Source organism: Amycolatopsis sp. La24 (assembly GCF_029087445.1).
Lineage (GTDB): Bacteria > Actinomycetota > Actinomycetes > Mycobacteriales > Pseudonocardiaceae > Amycolatopsis > Amycolatopsis nivea.
In genome coordinates this window covers 36,313-53,061 of the sequence record NZ_JARACH010000034.1, presented here as the reverse complement: position 1 = coordinate 53,061, position 16,749 = coordinate 36,313, and the positions used below count along the sequence as shown (strand labels likewise).

The 16,749-nt window shown below is 68.6% G+C and carries 16 protein-coding genes; 10 read left to right on the top strand and 6 right to left on the bottom strand.

The genetic code is table 11. The annotated features are described in order from the left end of the window. Window positions 1-108 precede the first annotated feature (108 nt). From PUT80_RS28130 to PUT80_RS28115, 4 genes are all read left to right on the top strand, one after another. Window positions 109-687 carry a GNAT family protein gene (locus PUT80_RS28130; RefSeq protein ID WP_037808374.1) on the top strand — a complete coding sequence of 193 codons (579 nt, stop codon included), beginning with the start codon at window positions 109-111 and terminating at the stop codon, window positions 685-687. A gap of 118 nt (window positions 688-805) precedes the next feature. Then, a complete protein-coding gene (acs, locus tag PUT80_RS28125) occupies window positions 806-2,785 on the top strand; it encodes an acetate--CoA ligase (RefSeq protein ID WP_037808375.1) in 1,980 nt (659 codons plus the stop codon). Window positions 2,786-2,922: 137 nt separating this feature from the next. Further along, window positions 2,923-3,438: a DUF6319 family protein gene (locus PUT80_RS28120; protein ID WP_043827095.1), complete on the top strand. Its 516-nt coding sequence runs from the start codon at window positions 2,923-2,925 to the stop codon at window positions 3,436-3,438. A 285-nt stretch (window positions 3,439-3,723) separates the two neighbouring features. Then, a complete protein-coding gene (locus PUT80_RS28115; RefSeq protein ID WP_037808379.1) occupies window positions 3,724-4,446 on the top strand; it encodes a VIT family protein in 723 nt (240 codons plus the stop codon). Here PUT80_RS28115 and PUT80_RS28110 read toward each other — a convergent pair. Beyond that, window positions 4,443-5,900 carry a peptide MFS transporter gene (locus PUT80_RS28110; protein ID WP_043827093.1) on the bottom strand — a complete coding sequence of 486 codons (1,458 nt, stop codon included), beginning with the start codon at window positions 5,898-5,900 and terminating at the stop codon, window positions 4,443-4,445. The genes PUT80_RS28115 and PUT80_RS28110 overlap by 4 nt on opposite strands. 287 nt (window positions 5,901-6,187) lie before the next feature. On the opposite strand from PUT80_RS28110, the gene nhaA reads away from it, so the two are divergent. From nhaA to PUT80_RS28095, 3 genes are read left to right on the top strand one after another with little or no spacing between them, the layout of a single operon-like run. Then, window positions 6,188-7,372: a Na+/H+ antiporter NhaA gene (gene nhaA, locus PUT80_RS28105; RefSeq protein WP_134728515.1), complete on the top strand. Its 1,185-nt coding sequence runs from the start codon at window positions 6,188-6,190 to the stop codon at window positions 7,370-7,372. Between the two features lie 59 nt (window positions 7,373-7,431). Further along, window positions 7,432-7,929, top strand: a complete 498-nt coding sequence (locus PUT80_RS28100) for a phage holin family protein (RefSeq protein ID WP_134728516.1) — start codon at window positions 7,432-7,434, stop codon at window positions 7,927-7,929. A 20-nt stretch (window positions 7,930-7,949) separates the two neighbouring features. Then, the gene (locus PUT80_RS28095; protein ID WP_275294028.1) at window positions 7,950-8,867 is read left to right on the top strand and encodes an alpha/beta hydrolase; all 918 of its coding nucleotides are present in this window, start codon (window positions 7,950-7,952) and stop codon (window positions 8,865-8,867) included. Between the two features lie 402 nt (window positions 8,868-9,269). Here the strand turns inward: PUT80_RS28095 and PUT80_RS28090 are convergent, their stop codons facing one another. From PUT80_RS28090 to nth, 4 genes are read right to left on the bottom strand one after another with little or no spacing between them, the layout of a single operon-like run. Beyond that, window positions 9,270-10,454 carry a MarP family serine protease gene (locus PUT80_RS28090; RefSeq protein ID WP_037808384.1) on the bottom strand — a complete coding sequence of 395 codons (1,185 nt, stop codon included), beginning with the start codon at window positions 10,452-10,454 and terminating at the stop codon, window positions 9,270-9,272. 7 nt (window positions 10,455-10,461) lie between these two features. Next, entirely contained in the window at window positions 10,462-11,178 is a 717-nt protein-coding gene (locus tag PUT80_RS28085) for a CoA pyrophosphatase (protein WP_275294015.1), read from the bottom strand. After that, the gene (locus PUT80_RS28080; protein WP_037808386.1) at window positions 11,175-11,777 is read right to left on the bottom strand and encodes a TlpA disulfide reductase family protein; all 603 of its coding nucleotides are present in this window, start codon (window positions 11,775-11,777) and stop codon (window positions 11,175-11,177) included. Before PUT80_RS28080 ends, PUT80_RS28085 begins: the two co-directional genes overlap by 4 nt. Next, entirely contained in the window at window positions 11,774-12,457 is a 684-nt protein-coding gene (gene nth, locus PUT80_RS28075; RefSeq protein WP_037808387.1) for an endonuclease III, read from the bottom strand. The genes PUT80_RS28080 and nth overlap by 4 nt, the downstream gene beginning before the upstream one ends. A gap of 237 nt (window positions 12,458-12,694) precedes the next feature. Between nth and PUT80_RS28070 the strand changes: the two genes are divergently transcribed. Both PUT80_RS28070 and PUT80_RS28065 read left to right on the top strand, forming a co-directional pair. Beyond that, window positions 12,695-12,946 (top strand): hypothetical protein, encoded by a 252-nt coding sequence (locus tag PUT80_RS28070; protein WP_037369289.1) that lies wholly within the window; start codon window positions 12,695-12,697, stop codon window positions 12,944-12,946. A 159-nt stretch (window positions 12,947-13,105) separates the two neighbouring features. Next, entirely contained in the window at window positions 13,106-13,780 is a 675-nt protein-coding gene (locus PUT80_RS28065) for a Crp/Fnr family transcriptional regulator (protein ID WP_009084463.1), read from the top strand. 421 nt (window positions 13,781-14,201) lie between these two features. On the opposite strand, the gene PUT80_RS28060 is transcribed toward PUT80_RS28065, so the two are convergent. After that, window positions 14,202-15,359 carry a glycosyltransferase gene (locus PUT80_RS28060; protein WP_275294014.1) on the bottom strand — a complete coding sequence of 386 codons (1,158 nt, stop codon included), beginning with the start codon at window positions 15,357-15,359 and terminating at the stop codon, window positions 14,202-14,204. A 92-nt stretch (window positions 15,360-15,451) separates the two neighbouring features. Here PUT80_RS28060 and PUT80_RS28055 point away from each other — a divergent pair, with 92 nt between their 5' ends. After that, on the top strand, window positions 15,452-16,711 hold the full coding sequence (locus PUT80_RS28055) for an MFS transporter (protein ID WP_275294013.1): 1,260 nt from the start codon (window positions 15,452-15,454) through the stop codon (window positions 16,709-16,711). The last annotated feature ends 38 nt before the right edge of the window (window positions 16,712-16,749 follow it).

The window sequence follows — 16,749 nt, the reverse complement described above, 5'->3', positions numbered from 1 at the left end:
CTCTCTTTCTCGGGTGGTCCGCCGAGCATAAGCGGCCGTAAAGTGGACTGCTGAAATGACTGGGAAATGGCACTTCGACACAGCCACTCGTCGACGTAGCGTGAGCCCGTGACCTGGAGCGAGCACCCCATTCTGTCCGGCCGCCACGTACGGCTCGAACCCCTCGGCCTCGAGCACGCCGCCGGCCTGCTCGAAGCCGGAGCCGACCCGGGCATCTGGGCCTGGCTGAGCCTCCGCCAGCCCGCCGACCTCGGCGAAGCCGAGACGATGGTGAAGGACGCGCTCGCCGACCCGGACCGCCGCCCGTGGGCGCAGATCGACGTCGCGTCCGGCCGCGTCGCCGGAACCACTTCTTATTACCAGGTAGTAGCGAAGCACCGGATCCTCTCGATCGGGCACACCTGGATCGGCGCGGATTTCCAGCGCACGGCGCTCAACACCGAGTCCAAATTCCTCCTGCTGCGCAACGCCTTCGAGGACTGGGGCGCCCAGCGCGTCGCGTGGGAAACCGACAACCGCAACCTCCGGTCGCAACGCGCCATCGAACGGCTCGGCGCGCTGCGCGAAGGGGTGCTTCGGGCGCACCGGATCCGTCCGGACGGCACGACCCGCGACACGGTGCTCTACTCGATGACGGACGCCGAGTGGCCGGGCGCCCGTGCCCGGCTGCTCGCCCGCCTCGGCTGAGCCTCGCCGCACTCCGCTTGGCGCTGTGCGCGCAACGTGGCTGCAACCTTGTCGTAGGCGGACTAACGTCGCTAGCGTTCCCTGAGCCGCGGGTTCGCACTACAGGAGGCTTTGCACCATGACCGAGCAGTCCCCAGCGTTGGACAACCTGCTCACGGAGAGCCGCACGTTTCCTCCCAGCGACGAGTTCGCTGGTCAGGCGAACGCGAAGGCCGATATGTATGCGACGGCGGACGCTGACCGGGAGCAGTTCTGGGCCGGGCAGGCGGAGCGGCTGTCGTGGGACACGAAGTGGTCCCAGGTATTGGACTGGACCAATGCTCCGTTCGCGAAGTGGTTCGTGGGCGGGAAACTGAACGTCGCGTACAACTGCGTGGACCGGCACGTCGAGTCCGGCCACGGGGACCAGGTCGCGATCCACTGGGTCGGCGAACCAGGCGACACGCGCGACATCACCTACGCGCAACTGAAGGACGAGGTCTCGAAGGCCGCGAACGCGCTGTCGTCGCTGGGCGTCGTCGCCGGGGACGTCGTGGCGATCCAGCTGCAGATGGTGCCCGAGGCGATTTTCGCGATGCTGGCGTGCGCGCGCATCGGAGCCCTGCACAGCGTGGTGTTCGGCGGTTTCTCGCCGACGGCGCTGCGCGCGCGGGTGGACGACGCGGCGGCGAAGATCGTGATCACGTCGGACGGCCAGTACCGCCGCGGCAAGGCCGCGCCGATGAAGGCGAACGTCGACGAAGCCTTGCAGGGCGCGGAAACCGTGCAGAAGGTCATTGTCGTGCGGCGCACCGGCAGCGACCTCGAGGGCGAGACGCCGTGGACCGAGGGCCGCGACCTGTGGTGGCACGAACTGGTCGACGGGCAGTCCACCGAGCACAAGCCGGAAGCGTTCGATTCCGAGCACCCGCTGTTCATTCTCTACACCTCGGGCACCACCGGTAAGCCGAAGGGCATTCTGCACACTTCGGGCGGCTACCTGACCCAGACCGCGTACACCCACAATGTCGTGTTCGACCACAAGCCGGGCGAAGACGTCTATTGGTGCACCGCCGACATCGGCTGGATCACCGGACACTCCTACATCGTCTACGGGCCGCTGGCGAACCGCGTGACCCAGGTCGTCTACGAAGGCACGCCGAACACCCCGCACGAGGGCAGGCACTGGGAAATCATCCAGAAGTACAAGGTCTCGATCTACTACACCGCGCCGACGCTGATCCGCACCTTCATGAAGTGGGGCGAGGACATCCCGGCGAAGTACGACCTGTCCTCGCTGCGGGTCCTCGGCAGCGTGGGCGAGCCGATCAACCCCGAGGCCTGGATCTGGTACCGCGACAAGATCGGCGCGAACAAGACGCCGGTCGTCGACACGTGGTGGCAGACCGAAACCGGCGCGATCATGATCTCGCCGCTGCCCGGCGTCACCGCCGCCAAGCCGGGTTCCGCGCAGCGCGCGCTGCCGGGCATCTCGGCGAAGGTCGTGGACGACACCGGCACCGAGGTCCCGCACGGCGGCGGCGGGTACCTGGTGCTGGACAAGCCGTGGCCGTCGATGCTGCGCGGCGTGTGGGGCGACGACGAGCGCTTCCGCGACACCTACTGGTCCCGTTTCTCCGAGCAGGGCTACTACTTCGCGGGCGACGGCGCGAAGTACGACGAGGACGGCGACATCTGGCTGCTCGGCCGCGTGGACGACGTGATGAACGTGTCCGGGCACCGGATCTCCACCACCGAGGTCGAGTCCGCGCTCGTGTCGCATCCGACGGTCGCCGAGGCCGCCGTCGTCGGCGCGACGGACCCGACCACTGGACAGGGCATCGTCGCGTTCGTGATCCTGCGCGGCAACGCGGTCGACGGCGGGGATGACGCGGTGCAGGAGCTGCGCAACCACGTCGCGAAGGAGATCGGGCCGATCGCGAAGCCGCGGCAGATCATGGTCGTGGCCGAGCTGCCGAAGACCCGCTCCGGCAAGATCATGCGCCGGCTGCTGCGCGACGTCGCGGAGAACCGGCAGATCGGCGACGTCACCACGCTCGCCGACTCGTCGGTCATGGACCTCATCTCCTCCGGGCTGAACTCCGGCAAGGAGGAGTAAGTTCTTCACCGTCAGGAAGGGACCCTCCCGGCTGGGAGGGTCCCTTCCTGCATTGATCCCCTGAAAGTGCGGGCATCGAACGCATGTTCTAAGATGCCCGCGTACCCAACCCAGATCCGGGCAAGGAGACGACACGAATGTCCGTGGAAGCCTTGACGCACGACGAGGACACTGCGGCCGGGCCGGCGGCGGAGTCATCGCCGCAGGCCGCCGGCACCCCGGAGGCCCCGGAAGTCGCCGAGCCCACCGCCGCTCCCGAAGCTTCGAGCGCCCCGGCGGACGCCCCGAAGCCGGAGTCTTCGCAGGCTGAGGAGACCCCGGCGGTCGAATCGCCGAAGCCGAAGCGCGGCCGCCCGAAGGCCGCGGCGTCGACGGCGAAGAAGACCCGCACCGTGGAGCTCACGCTCACCGTCACCGGCACGGCGGACGGCGAGTGGCAGGCCGAGCTGAAGAACGGCGCCAAGTGGGTCGCGAAGGGCCTTGCCGTTCCGGCCGCGGCGGTTTCGCGTGCGGCGAAGGAACTGCACGACGACCTGTCCGGCCCGATCGACGAGGTCATCAACGCCGCCCGCGAGGCGCAGGCCGCGAAGGTCGCGCAGCTCGAGGCCGAGCTGGAAGCCGCGAAGGCGGCGCTGGCCGAGCTCGACAACTGAGTCAGACCCGGTTCGCCCGGGTCCGGTGTCCACTCGTGGCTCCGGACCCGGGCGTTCGTCGTTTCATCCCCCGCAGAAGTCCGTGAGGGCCACCCTGAGGGAATCAGAGTCAATGAGGGTTCCCCTCACGGACCGCTGGTCTCGCGTCTCGGCCCAGGTGGCGCTCCGGCAGCCTATTCGCCCGGTCAGGCAAGGCACAATTCATTGAGGATTGCCTTTCTTAACCGAATTCCTGCAATCCGGGAAAATGTCGCGCGGAAACAATTTCCGTGATTCACTGAAGCCGTGACCGAAACGATGGGCGACGCGGTGCACGCGCACGAACCGCACGAGGACCTCGGCGGCAAGCTGAACTGGCTGCGCGCCGGGGTTCTCGGCGCGAACGACGGGATCGTGTCCGTCGCGGGCATCGTCGTCGGCGTCGCGGGAGCCACCACCGACAGCACCACGATCCTCACCGCCGGAATTGCCGGGCTCGTCGCGGGCGCGTTTTCCATGGCGGGCGGGGAATACGTGAGCGTGAGCACCCAGCGCGACACCGAACGCGCGCTGCTGCGGCTCGAGAAGCACGAACTGAAAACGATGCCGGAGGCCGAGGAACGCGAACTCGCGCAGATCTACGAGGACAAGGGCCTCTCGCCGGAGCTGGCGAAGCAGGTCGCGCGCGAGCTGACCGACAAGGATCCGCTGCAGGCGCACGCGGAGGCCGAACTCGGCATCGACCCGGACAACCTCACCAGCCCGTGGCAGGCGGCGTGGGCGTCGCTGCTGGCGTTCTCCGTCGGCGCGCTGCTGCCGTTGCTGGCGATCGCCTGGACGTCGGTCAGCGTCCGCGTCTGGGCGTGCGCGCTGGCGGTGGTCGTCGGCCTCACGCTCACCGGGTTCGTGAGCGCGAGGCTCGGCAACGCGCAGGCGGGGCGCGCGATCGTCCGCAACGTCGGCGTCGGCGCCCTCACCATGCTCGTCACTTACTTCGTCGGAGTGCTTTTCGGCACCACCGTGGGTTAGTGAACCCCGCGCATCAACTTGCGGATGAAGGGGATCAGCGCGAGCAACACCACGCCGACCACGATCGCGACGCCGCCGATGATGCTGAAGTACGGCACCTCGTCGTGCGGGTCGTAGGACTGCGCGAGTTTGCCCGACATCGCCGTGCCCAGCGAAACCGACAGGAAGTTCAGCGCCACCATCTGCGTCCGGAACGCCTCCGGCGCGAGCTTCGTCGACAGCGAAAGCCCGACCGGCGACAGCATCAGCTCGGCGATCGTGAACACCAGCAGGATGCCGGCCAGCGCGAGCAGCGGGCTGCCGTTCTGCCCGGTGTGCGCCATCGGCAGGAACAGCAGGAACGCCACGCCCATGAGCACCGTGCCGAGCACGAACTTCATCGGCGTCGACGGCTGCTTCGGGCCGAGCTTCGTCCAAACCGCCGCGATGATCGGGGCGAACACGATGATGAACACCGGGTTGATCGAGTTGACCCAGGACACCGGCATCGTCCAGCCGAACAGGTCGCGGTCGAGCCGCTGGTCGCTGTAGACCGAGACGACCGTCGACTGCTGCTGGTACAGCGAGAAGAACGCGGCGCTCGCGATGTACATCGGGATGAACGACAGCACCCGGCTGCGCTCGTCCGAGGTGATCTTCTTGCTGGACAGGATCGCGACGAAGTAGACCACCGAGATCGCGACGACCACGTAGACCACGACGTCGGCGAGGTTGTCCGGGGTGACCACGCCGGACATGATCAGCGCGACGACCGCGGCGACGATCACCACGGCCACGCCGATCACGAGCACGCGCTGCGAGGACGGCAGCGGGTTCGGCACCTCGGACGCCTTCGCGCCGAGGTTCTTCCGCCCGATCGTGTACTGGATCAGCCCGAGCGCCATGCCGATCGCGGCGAGCCCGAAGCCGAGGTGGAAGCCGCCGTTCTGCTGGGCGAGCCCGGTCAGCAGCGGGCCGATGAACCCGCCGATGTTGACGCCCATGTAGAAGATCGTGAATCCGGCGTCGCGCCGCTCGTCGCCTTCGGCGTACAGCGTGCCGACCACCGAGGTCGCGTTGCCCTTGAGCCCGCCGGACCCGAGCGCGACGCACGCGAGACCGACGCCGACGCCGGTCAGGCCGGGCAGCACGGCCAGCGCGATGTGCCCGATCATCACCACGATGGCGCTGTAGAACAGCGTGCGTTCGGAGCCGAGCAGCCGGTCGGCGATCCACGCGCCGACGACCGTGGCGAGGTAGACCGTGCCGCCGTACGCGCCGACGATGCCGAGCGCGGCGCTCTGGTCGATCCCGAGGCCGCCCTTGTCGGCCTGGTAGTAGAGGTAGATGGCGAGGATGCCCTGCATCCCGTAGAAGGAGAAGCGCTCCCACATCTCCACGCCGAAGAGGTTCGCCAACCCCCTCGGGTGCCCGAAAAATCTGGTGTCGGCCTGGGCGTCGATAGGGGTGCTCACTACTGCCTCGTCCCTGTATTCAACATCGTTGTCGTTCTCTCCTGGCATGCTAGAAGGCGAACAGGTGAACGAAAAACCGGCGTCAGTATGGACTAGACAACTTGGCCGCGGCGATGGGCTGACCTGCGTTTGCGTACGGCTCGGCCAGATGCGAGCGTCATCGGGCAGTTCTGGGTTGCCGTTCGTCACAACGGGCGGTAATCGGCGACTGCGGACGGTAAACTGGAGATCGGTGTGCCGGGAAGTCTGGTCGGCGGGAGAGCCGCCGTCCCCACAAGGAGTTTTTCGTGACCCCAGCCCGCGCCGTCGCCGAATTCGCCCGTTTCCTCCGCACGGAAACCACTGGCGGGCTGATCCTGCTCGCCGCCACCGCGGTCGCCCTGGTCTGGGCCAACTCGCCGCTCGCGCCCGCTTACGAGGCATTGCGCGACTTCCGGCTCGGCCCGGAGTTCCTGCACCTCAACCTCACCCTCGGCGACTGGGCGAAGGACGGCCTGCTCGCGCTGTTCTTCTTCGTCGCGGGGCTTGAGCTCAAACGAGAACTGGTGGTCGGCGAGCTGTCCCGGTGGCGGCAGGCGGTGCTGCCGGTGATCGCCGCGGTCGGCGGGATGGTCGTGCCCGCGGTGCTCGCGCTCTCGATCGCCTGGGGCACGCCCGGCGTCGACCGGGCGTGGGCGATCCCGGTGGCCACGGACATCGCGTTCGCGCTCGGCGTGCTCGCGCTGACCGCCTCGAACCTGCCGAGCAGCGCGCGGGTCTTCCTGCTTTCCCTTGCCGTGGTGGACGACCTCGGCGCGATTCTCGTCATCGCGATCCTCTTCACCAGCAGTTTCAACCTGATCGCGGCGGCGGTCGCGGTGGTCGCGCTCGGGCTTTACGCCTTCCTGCAGCACAAGCGCGTCCGGACGCCATGGCTGTACGTGCCGATCGCGCTGATCACCTGGGTCGCGGTGCATTCGGCGGGCATCCACGCGACGATCGCCGGCGTCGCGCTCGGGCTGCTCACTCGCGTCCGCGAGGACGAGGGCGAGGAGGAAGCACCCGCGGTCCGGCTCGAGCACCGCTTGCAGCCGTGGTCAGCGGCGGTGGCGGTGCCGGTGTTCGCCTTGTTCGCCGCGGGGATTTCGGTGAACGGCGACGCGCTGTCGACGGTTTTCACCACCGCGTTGCCGCTGGCTGTCCTCATCGGACTGGTCGTCGGGAAGTTCGTCGGCATCTTCGGGGCGAGCCTGCTGGCGGTGAAGCTGCACGTCGCGGAGAAGCCCAGCGGGATGAGCTGGCGAGACGTGGCCGCGCTGTCCGTGCTCGGCGGCGTCGGGTTCACCGTCAGCCTGCTGATCGCCGAACTCGCCCTGCCCGAGGACATGGCCGAAGTGGCCAAGGCGGCCGTCTTGATCGCCTCCGCGATCGCCTCGCTGACCGCCGCCGTGCTGCTCCTGCGGCGCAGCCGGGTACACGCGAAGGCGGGTTGATCCCGACACTCCCGCCGGTCCGTCGCGCCTCGCGTACGGCCACGTGGCACGATGACCCAGTGAGCAGCCCCAAACACGAGCGCACCAGCCCCGACGGCGTGGGGGCCGTGCCGTACCTGCCCCTGTCCAGCGACGAGGAAGCCGCGGCGAGCGAGCAGTCCATCGGCAAGCTCGTCGGCGACGCCACCCAGCACCTGTCGACGCTGGTCCGCGCCGAAATCGAGCTGGCGAAAGCCGAGCTGGCGCAGGAAGCGAAGAAGGCGCTCAAGGGGACGGTCTTCTTCCTGATCGCCCTCACCGTCTTTCTGTACAGCACCTTCTTCCTGTTCCTGCTGATCGCCGAGGGTCTGTCGGACTGGTGGGGCATCCGCTGGCCCGCGTTCGCGACGGTGTTCGGCCTGATGCTGATCACCGTGGGCGCGACCGCGTTCCTCGGCTGGCGCAAGGTGAAGAAGCTGCGCGCGCCGGAACGCACGATCAGCAGCGTCAAGGAGACGGCCGAGGCCTTCAAGCGCAAGCCGGTCGAAGACGACGACCTGCCCTCGACGCAGGGCTGACGCCAGCCCGCGCGCCGGTGGTGGAGCTGACGCCGGACCCGTCGAGCGTGCGGGTCGACGGGCCGTGGACGCATCGCGACGTCTCGGCCAACGGCATCCGCCTGCACGTAGCCGAATGCGGCGAGGGCCCGTTAGTGCTGCTCCTGCACGGGTTCGCGGGTTTCTGGTGGACCTGGCGACACCAGCTGCCCGCACTGGCCGACGCCGGTTTCCGCGCGGTAGCGGTAGATCTGCGCGGCTACGGCGACTCGGACAAACCCCCGCGCGGCTATGACGCGTGGACCCTGGCAGGCGACGTAGGCGGCCTGATCAAGACCCTGGGCGCCCGCCGGGCACACCTGGTAGGCCACGCCTGGGGCGGCATGCTCGCCTGGACAGTCGCGGCACTGCACCCCCGCCTGGTGTCCTCGGTGACCGCCATCGGCGCCGCACACCCGCTAGCGTTCAAGTCGGCGGTGAAGCGCACCAGCAGCCAGATCCGCGCCGCAGGCCACCTTTTCCGCTTCCAGGTACCGATGGCCCCGGAAAAATGGCTGGTCCGCGACAACGCGGCGGCAGTGGAAGAACTGTTCGGCAAATGGTCCGGCGAGACCTGGCGCTCCTCCTCGGACTTCACCGAGACCCTGCCGCCATTCCGCCAAGCCATGCTGGTCCCAGGCGTCGCCCACTCCGCACTGGAGTACTACCGCTGGGCCTTCCGTGCCCAGTTCCGAGGCGAAGGCAGACGCTTCACCGACGCAGTCAACGCCCGCATCACCGCCCCCGTACTGCAGTTGCACGGCGCGGACGACACCTGCATCCTCCCGGAAACCGCACTGGCGTCAGTCCACTGGGCAGGCCCGCACAGCGAACCAAAACTCTGGCCAGGCATCGGCCACTTCCCCCAGCTAGAAGACCCAGAGCGAGTAACAAAGTCCGTCGTGGACTTCATCCGCTAACGCTCGGGCAGAGGTACGTGAGGGCCACCCTCATTGACTCTGATTCCGTCAGGGTTCCCCTCACGCCCCTTCCTCGGCCCGTGAGGGACCCCTTCCCGGACCTGGATTTCCCTCAAGGAGCCCTTCACGGACCTGCCCCCGGCGCCGCCAGCAACCCCCACCACCCAACCGCAGCCAATGCACCCAACACCCGAGGCACCCAACCCCACCCCGCAGCCGATGCACCCACTATCGAGGCACCCAGCCCCTCCCCCGCACCCCGATACGAAGCCCATCTGCGGTCGATGGGTGCCTGTCAAGGCATCTTTCCCGCCTTGACAGGCACCCACCGACCGTCAGCACAATCAAGCTTCGGGGTGCCCCACGCACGCACAAGCGATGTCGCCGCCAGGCGACGAGAACTCAACTAGCGCAAGCCCCAGTCCCCACCCGAGCAGTCTGCGACGAAGCAGCATCAACCTCACTGCGCACCTGATCCGCCGTCAACGTAAACCCGGTATCCGGATCCTCCACCGCAGCCCCAAACACCACCCCGATGACATCCCCATCAGGAGTAATCATCGGCCCCCCGGAATTCCCGCTCCGCACCGTCCCCCGCACCGTAAACACATCCCGCTGCACAGTACGAGAGTCATAAATATCCGGCCCGCGCAAGTTAATCCGCCCCCGAACCCGAGCCGGAGTAGCCGTATAAGGCCCATCCAACGGATACCCCAACACCACCGCATTATCCCCAGCCCGAGCAGTCTGCGGAGCAAACGGCAACACCGGCGCCTTCAACCCAGGCACCGCCAACACCGCAATATCAACCTCAGGATTGAAGTAAACAACCCGAGCCCGGTAATCCCCCGAAGTCGACTCAATCCCGACCTCGTCAGTCCCGGCCACCACGTGCGCATTGGTCATAACCCGCTGCGGCGCAACCACAAACCCACTGCCTTCAAGCGCCCGAGAACAAGAAGGCGCGTTCCCCCGAATCTTCACCACACTGGGATGCACCCGCTTAGCCACAGCGGACACATTGAGCGAAGTATCCGGCGGCGGCGTATCCGCCGAAGGCGCCTTCTCAAACGGCGACAACGCAGACGGAAACCCAGACGCGTCAAGCAACTTCCGCAAATCACTGGGAAGCCCCTGCGCCTCAGCCGGCATGAGGTCGTTGACCTCGCCCAGCACCACCGACGAGTTGATCGACTTAGCCAACCCGGGAATCGCCGACACCGTAGTCAGCGGATTAGCGACCAGCCAAGCGACCACGAACACCGCGGCCGCCTGCAAGATCGCACCGAGCGTCTTGTCGATCCCGGAAAGCTTGTCCGGATTGATCTTCTGCCGCAGCTTCCGCCCGACCCACACGCCGAGCGTCTCGCCGAGCACGATCAGGAACACGACCACCGCGAACGCGAAAGCCACCTTGGCGACCGGACTGTCGAAAAGGCTGATCACGAACGGCGCCAGCTTCACCCCGGCCACCGCGCCCAGCGCGACGCCCACGAGCGCGGGCAGCGCGACGATCACGCCCTGGAACGCACCGGAAACCGCGGCCATGACCGCGAGCAGCAGGACGACGACATCGACCCAGTTCACCGCGCCGTCACTCCTCGATAGAACCGTCCCGGGCCGCCGACCGGCCCTGATGTTCGGCCCACGCTACGTCAAGCTCGCGCACATCGCCGGTGTCCCACTCCCGTTCCCAGCCGCCGAGGGAGAGCAGCACGGACAGCAGACCGGCGGTGAAACCCCAGACGAACAGGCCGTCGACGGTGAACGCCGGACCTCGCCACGACGCGTCGCCGCGGCGCACGGTGAACCGGTTGGCCGGGTCGGCGAGGTCGGCCAGCGAGACCCGCGCGACCGCCGCCGTCTCGGCCGGATCGACCGCGCGCACTGGCGACGGGGTGTGCCAATGCGCCAGCACCGGCGTCACCGCGAACCTCGACACCGGCACAAAGAGCTCCGGCAGCACCGCGACCGGCAGGATCCCCGACGGGTCGACGCCGGTCTCCTCCTCGGCCTCGCGCAGCGCCGTGCCGACCGGGCCCTCGTCGCCGTCCTCCGCGCCGCCGCCGGGGAACGAAACCTGCCCGGCGTGCGAGCCGAGCGTGTCCGCCCGCCGCTGCAACAGGACGTCCGGACCGTCTCCGCCGGGCCGTTCGCCGAACAGGATGAGCACCGCGGCGGCGCGGGTGAGCAGGTCTTCCGGCGGGCTGAACCGGGTGAACGTGCGGCTGTCGACCTCGCCGGACACCTTCACCAGCGGCCGCAGCCATTCCGGCACGGCTTCGGGTTCGACGAGCGGTCCGGTGGTCATGAGTAGTCCTTCACAGCAGCGCGCACCTGGTCAGTGTTGTCGAACACCCGCGGGTTCGCGATGAACCGGACCTGGCCGTCCGCGGTGACCAGGTACGACGCGGGCAGCGACGAGGGCACCTTGAGCGCGGTGCGGATCGGACCGGTCTGGCCGTCGCCGTCGTAGAGCGACGGCAGGTGCACGCCGAGTCGCTGGAACAGGCCGAGCCCGTCCGAAGCCGGGCTGGCGACCTGCACGCCGACCACGCGCACCGCACCCGGCTCGGCGGCGTACCGCTGCAGCACCGGCAGTTCCGTGCGGCACGGCTGGCACCACGACGCCCACACGTTGACCAGCACCGGACCGCCGCCGAGGACCTTGCCGACGTCCACCCTGGACCCGTCGCCGAGGCAGTCCGCCTCGATCCCGGACAGCTGGCCGACCGCCTTCGCCGCGGCGGGCGGGCAAGCCTGGAGCTTCGCCGCCGCGCGCGCCGCGGTGAGGTCACCGGACGCGGGCGGCGCGGCCGTGGAATCGCCGCCACGCAGCGTCAGGACGGCGACCAACGCGGCCACCGCCAGCACCGCGACCCCGAGCGCCCATTTGGTGACTGCAGTCACCCGCGCGCCGCCAGCTCGAGAATGTGGTCCTTCTCCGGGCCCTTGACCAGTTTCGCGGCCACCTCGAACTCGGTGGGCCCGGTGCCGAACGACGGGCAGTCCTTGCGCAGCGGACACGCGCCGCAGGCCGGTTTCCGGGCGTGGCACACGCGGCGGCCGTGGAAAATCACGCGGTGGGACAGCATGGTCCACTCTTTGCGCGGGATCAGCTCGCCGACCGCGTGCTCGACCTTGACCGGGTCCTCTTCCGCGGTCCAGCCCCAGCGCCGCACGAGGCGGCCGAAGTGAGTGTCCACTGTGATTCCCGGCACGTCGAAAGCGTTGCCGAGCACGACATTCGCGGTCTTGCGGCCGACGCCGGGCAGCGTGACGAGGTCGTCCAGTTTCTTCGGCACCTCGCCGCCGTAGCGCTCCACGAGCGCCGCGCCGAGACCCATCAGCGAATTCGCCTTCGCCCGGAAAAACCCGGTCGTGCGCAGGTATTCCTCGAGTTCGGCGCGCTCCGCTCCGGCGTAATCGGCCGCGGTGCGGTACTTCTTGAACAACGCGGGCGTGACGAGGTTCACCCGCACGTCCGTGGTCTGCGCCGACAACACCACCGCGACCAGCAGTTCCAGCGGATTCGTGAAGTCCAGCTCGGCCTTCGCGTCCGGATAAACCTCGTCGAGGCAACGTTTCATCCGCCGGGCGCGTCTCACGAGAGCGAGCCGGCTTTCTTCGCGGTCCGCGCGGGGCCCGTTCGGGACAACAGGGGGCACCCCGATAGCCTACGGGCGAGTCGGACGAGCCGGTCGGGAGCATCCGCCGGTGGACGGCCGAACCGCCAGAGCACCACCTCTGCGGGCCGCGCGTCCGCCCTGAGCGAGGATCTGGAGATCCATGACCGAGTGCGTCACCGAAAACAGCGGAGCTGTGGCATGACCGTGTGGTTCGTGATCTTGGTCCCGCTGGTGATCATGTTCTTCGCGTTGTTCATGGAACGGGTCGAGAGCAGGCTCAAGCACGTCGCGGTTCAGGAGAACGAGGTCGAGGAGTTCCTGGAGCAGGCCCAGCCCAACGAGGTCAGGGCCCTGTACGGGCACGGGATCGGCCGCGCGCTCGAGCTGTTCCGGCTCCGCAGGCTCGGCGGACGGGCAGCCAGGCTACGCGCGCGCAAGGTGCGGAGTTAGGCTGCTCAGTCGGACGTGATCGTTCCAGGCAGCCGCGCCGGGCGCGGCGAGCTGACGAGCGATCTGCCCGACACGCCCTAGACTGACGCGAAAGTGATCGGCGACACTGCCTTCGACCTGCGAAGGAAGTGATCGTTTCTCGACGAGGAGGCACCCGAGGTGGACGAAACCCTGGCCCGTGCGGGCATTTTCCAGGGTGTGGAGCCGGCAGCGGCGGAGGCGCTGGCCCAGACCTTGGAATCCGTGGAGTTCCCCCGCGGCCATGTCATCTTCAACGAGGGCGAGCCGGGCGACCGGCTGTACATCATCCAGTCCGGCAAGGTGAAGATCGGCCGCAAGTCCCCGGACGGCCGCGAGAACCTGCTGTGGATCGCCGGTCCGTCCGACATGTTCGGCGAACTGTCCATCTTCGACCCCGGCCCGCGCACGTCCGGCGCCACGACGGTCACCGAGGTCCGCGCGGTCACCATGGACCGCCCGGCGCTGCGGCAGTGGATCGCCACCCGCCCGGAGATCGCCGAGCAGCTGCTGCGCGTCGTCGCGCGCCGCCTGCGCCGCACGAACAACATGGTCGCGGAGCTGATCTTCACCGACGTCCCCGGCCGCGTGGCCCGTGCGCTGCTGCAGCTGGCGCAGCGCTTCGGCAGCCAGGAGGCGGGCCTGCTGCGGGTCACGCACGACCTGACGCAGGAAGAGATCGCCCAGTACGTCGGCGCGTCCCGCGAGACCGTCAACAAGGCGCTCGCCGACTTCGCGCACCGCGGCTGGCTGCGGCTCGAGGGCAAGAGCGTGCTGATCCTCGACCCGGAGCGGCTCGCTCGCCGCGCCCGCTGATCTTCCCCCGAGTGGGTTAATCCGCACGGGTTTTTCGAAGGCCACCTCCTACTGGGGGTGGCCTTCGTGCGTGCGTACCGGACTATCCCCCACAAGAGCGGCATTCCGCTCCGGTCCCGTGTCGCCGCCGGCTTCGGCCGGTCCGGCCGGGAAAATGACAAGGAGCCGGGCGCCACCCCCGACGTGGCGCACCGGCTCCTCGCCTGCGCACGGATCATCCCCCGACGACCCGCGCTCCCCGCCCTCCGGACCAGGCCCCGACCCATATGCCGGAGGGAGCTGGGTGCTGCAGTGCTGTCCAGCCCGTAATGGGCTGTCGTTCAACCATCACGGCCAAAACTCACGAATTCAAGGCCATTCACCCTCAAGGACGCCAAGACCGCGTCTTCGTTGCACGAGTTCACGAAGAATCCAGCTGGTGTTATCGGATCGAGACCTCTAGGTCACGCAACCGGGCCGCCACTGCCGCCGGAGCGGGCTGCTCTGCGATCTGGGCGGCCAGCGCCGCCGCGGACGTCCGGTAGGCCGGACCGGCGAGCACCGTCTGGACCGCATCGAGGATTCCGTCGCCGGAGTCGACCGCGATTCCGGCTTCCGCGGCCTGGATCTGTGCGGCGACTTCGAAATGATCAGTCGCCAACGGCAGGACCACCAGCGGCACCCCGTGCGCGAGCGCGCCTAGGACGGTCGCCGAGCCGCCGTGGCAGACCACCGCGTCGACGGCGGGCAGGAGCTGAGTCTGCGGCACGAACTGCTCGATCCGCACGTGGTCCGGCTGCTGTCCGAACCGGCCGACGTCGCCGTCCCGGCCGATCGTCGCCACGACGTTCACCGGCTCGTCGCGCAGCGCGGCCACCATTCCCTCCAGCACGCCTGGCCGAGCGTTGTGGGTGGTGCCGAGGGTGACGTAGACGGTCCGGTCGTAGGGCAGCCCGTCGAGGACTGCCGGACGCGGACCGGGCGTCGGCGTCACACCAGCGGGCTGGAGCGGCCAGCGCGTCGGGTACTCCCAGGCGACATCAGGCGGGATCAATCCCGTCGGCCAGAAGTCCAGGTACGGCACGCCGTCGCGCGGCGGCAGCTCGTCGAGCCCGCGTTCCCGGACCAGACCGTTCGCGACTTCCCAGGCCCGCTCCATCGTCGCGGCGGACTTCGGCGGACCGATCGCGTGCATCGCGTACGGCACGCCGACCAGGCACGCAGCCATCACGGCCGCGCGTTCGGCGAGGTTGGCGATGACGAGATCCGGCCGCCAGTCGCGGACGAACTCGACCATGGCGTCGAGCCGCGCGGCCGCGCCGAGCCCGACCATGTACTCGGCGACGAGGTGGGAGAGCCGCTCGTCCGCGGTCATCCCGGCCATCTCTTCGCGAGCCCGCTGCCACATCGAGGCCGCGGCGGCGGGGTCGCTCGGCTGCCCCACCGACACCGCCTGCAGACCGGTGTTTTCCAAGTACTGAACGGCTTCCGGACCGGTCACGAACGCGACCTCGTCCCCAGCGGCGCGGGCCGCCTCGGCGAGCGGAAGCATCGGCGCGAGATGGCTGTACCCAGCTCCGGAGGAGAACATCAGCCGCATCGCGCGAGCGTACTGACTTACCCGATCGGGCGTGACCAAGATGACCGGGAAATTACTGGTACCACCGTACCAATTTCGCCATACTAGTACGCGTGTCCCAGTCTGCCCACTCCGAAGGCCGCACCACGCTCGCCGACTACCGCGCCGCGCTGACCGCCCCTGGCTCGCGCGGCCCGGTGATCGCGTCGATCCTCGCCCGGCTCCCGATCGCGATGATCGGCATTTCCGCGCTGCTGTACGTGCAGCGCGAAACCGGTTCGTTCGCCGCCGCCGGGCTGGTCTCCGCGAGCTCGCTCGCCGGGGTCTCGGTGGGCGCGGTCGTGCAGGGCAGGCTGATCGACCGGTTCGGGCCGAGCCGTCCGCTGCTGGTCGTCGCCGCCGTGTTCGCGCTGTCGATGGCGTCGCTCGCGATCGCGATCGAGGCGCACCTGCCGACGTTCGTGCTGATCCCGCTGGCCGCCGCGACCGGCCTTTCGGAGCCGATGGTCGGCTCGGCGTCGCGGGCGCTGTGGACGAAAATCCTGCCGGAGGGACCGGCGCGCAACGCCGCGCTGTCCTATGAGGCGATCAGCATGGAGGTCTTCTTCATCCTCGGCCCCGGCATCGCGGGCCTGCTGATCACCGCGCCGTGGGCGGGTACCGGCATGGTCGTCGGCGCGATCACCATGGTCACCGGCGCGGTGCTGTTCGCGCTGAACCCGACCGTGCGCGCATGGGGTCCGGCCCCGAAGGCAAAGACGCCGCTGCTCGGCGCGCTGGCCAGCCCCGGAATGCGGACGCTCGCGCTGGCCGCGCTCGGTTTCGGCATGGTGATCGGGTTCGTGGAGGTCGCCGTGCCCGCCGCCGCGACGGAATCCGGCCACCCCTCGCTCAGCGGCCTGCTGCTGTCCGCGTGGTCGTTGAGTTCGGTGGCGTTCGGCGTGGCCTACAGCCTGCACCCGTGGCCGCGCCGCCTGGGCCTGCGCCTGCCGATCCTGCTGGGCGGTTTCGGTGCTTTCGTTGCGCTGCTTGCGCTTCCGTCGAGCCTGTGGGCGCTGGCACTGCTGATGCTGCTGGCCGGCGCAATGATCACGCCCCAGTCGACGACCCACTCCGCGGCCATCGAGGTCGTCGCCCCGCGCGGCACCGCGGCAGAGGCATTCGGCTGGGTCCTCACAGCAGTGACGCTGGGGCTAGCGGCAGGCCAATCGGTGAGCGGCTACCTGGTCGAACATTCCGGAACGGCCGCGGCTTTCCTGGCTGCTGGCGTGGCGGGTGTGGTGTTGGCCGTGGTGGTGTGGCTGCTGCGCGGGACTGTGCGGGCTGCTTCGCCGGTGCCTGCTGACGGTGCTCTTGTCGGGGTTGCTGGGTAGCTCGGCTCTTCCTTACGGCTGGTGCCGCTTCGTCACTG

What these genes read in the sequence shown, in the direction of transcription:
- PUT80_RS28060 (WP_275294014.1), bottom strand. Translation starts at nt 15,359, where the DNA reads ATGCGGCTGATGTTCTCCTCCGGAGCTGGGTACAGCCATCTCGCGCCG.
- acs (WP_037808375.1), top strand. Translation starts at nt 806, where the DNA reads ATGACCGAGCAGTCCCCAGCGTTGGACAACCTGCTCACGGAGAGCCGC.
- nth (WP_037808387.1), bottom strand. Translation starts at nt 12,457, where the DNA reads ATGAAACGTTGCCTCGACGAGGTTTATCCGGACGCGAAGGCCGAGCTG.
- PUT80_RS28120 (WP_043827095.1), top strand. Translation starts at nt 2,923, where the DNA reads ATGTCCGTGGAAGCCTTGACGCACGACGAGGACACTGCGGCCGGGCCG.
- PUT80_RS28070 (WP_037369289.1), top strand. Translation starts at nt 12,695, where the DNA reads ATGACCGTGTGGTTCGTGATCTTGGTCCCGCTGGTGATCATGTTCTTC.
- PUT80_RS28085 (WP_275294015.1), bottom strand. Translation starts at nt 11,178, where the DNA reads ATGACCACCGGACCGCTCGTCGAACCCGAAGCCGTGCCGGAATGGCTG.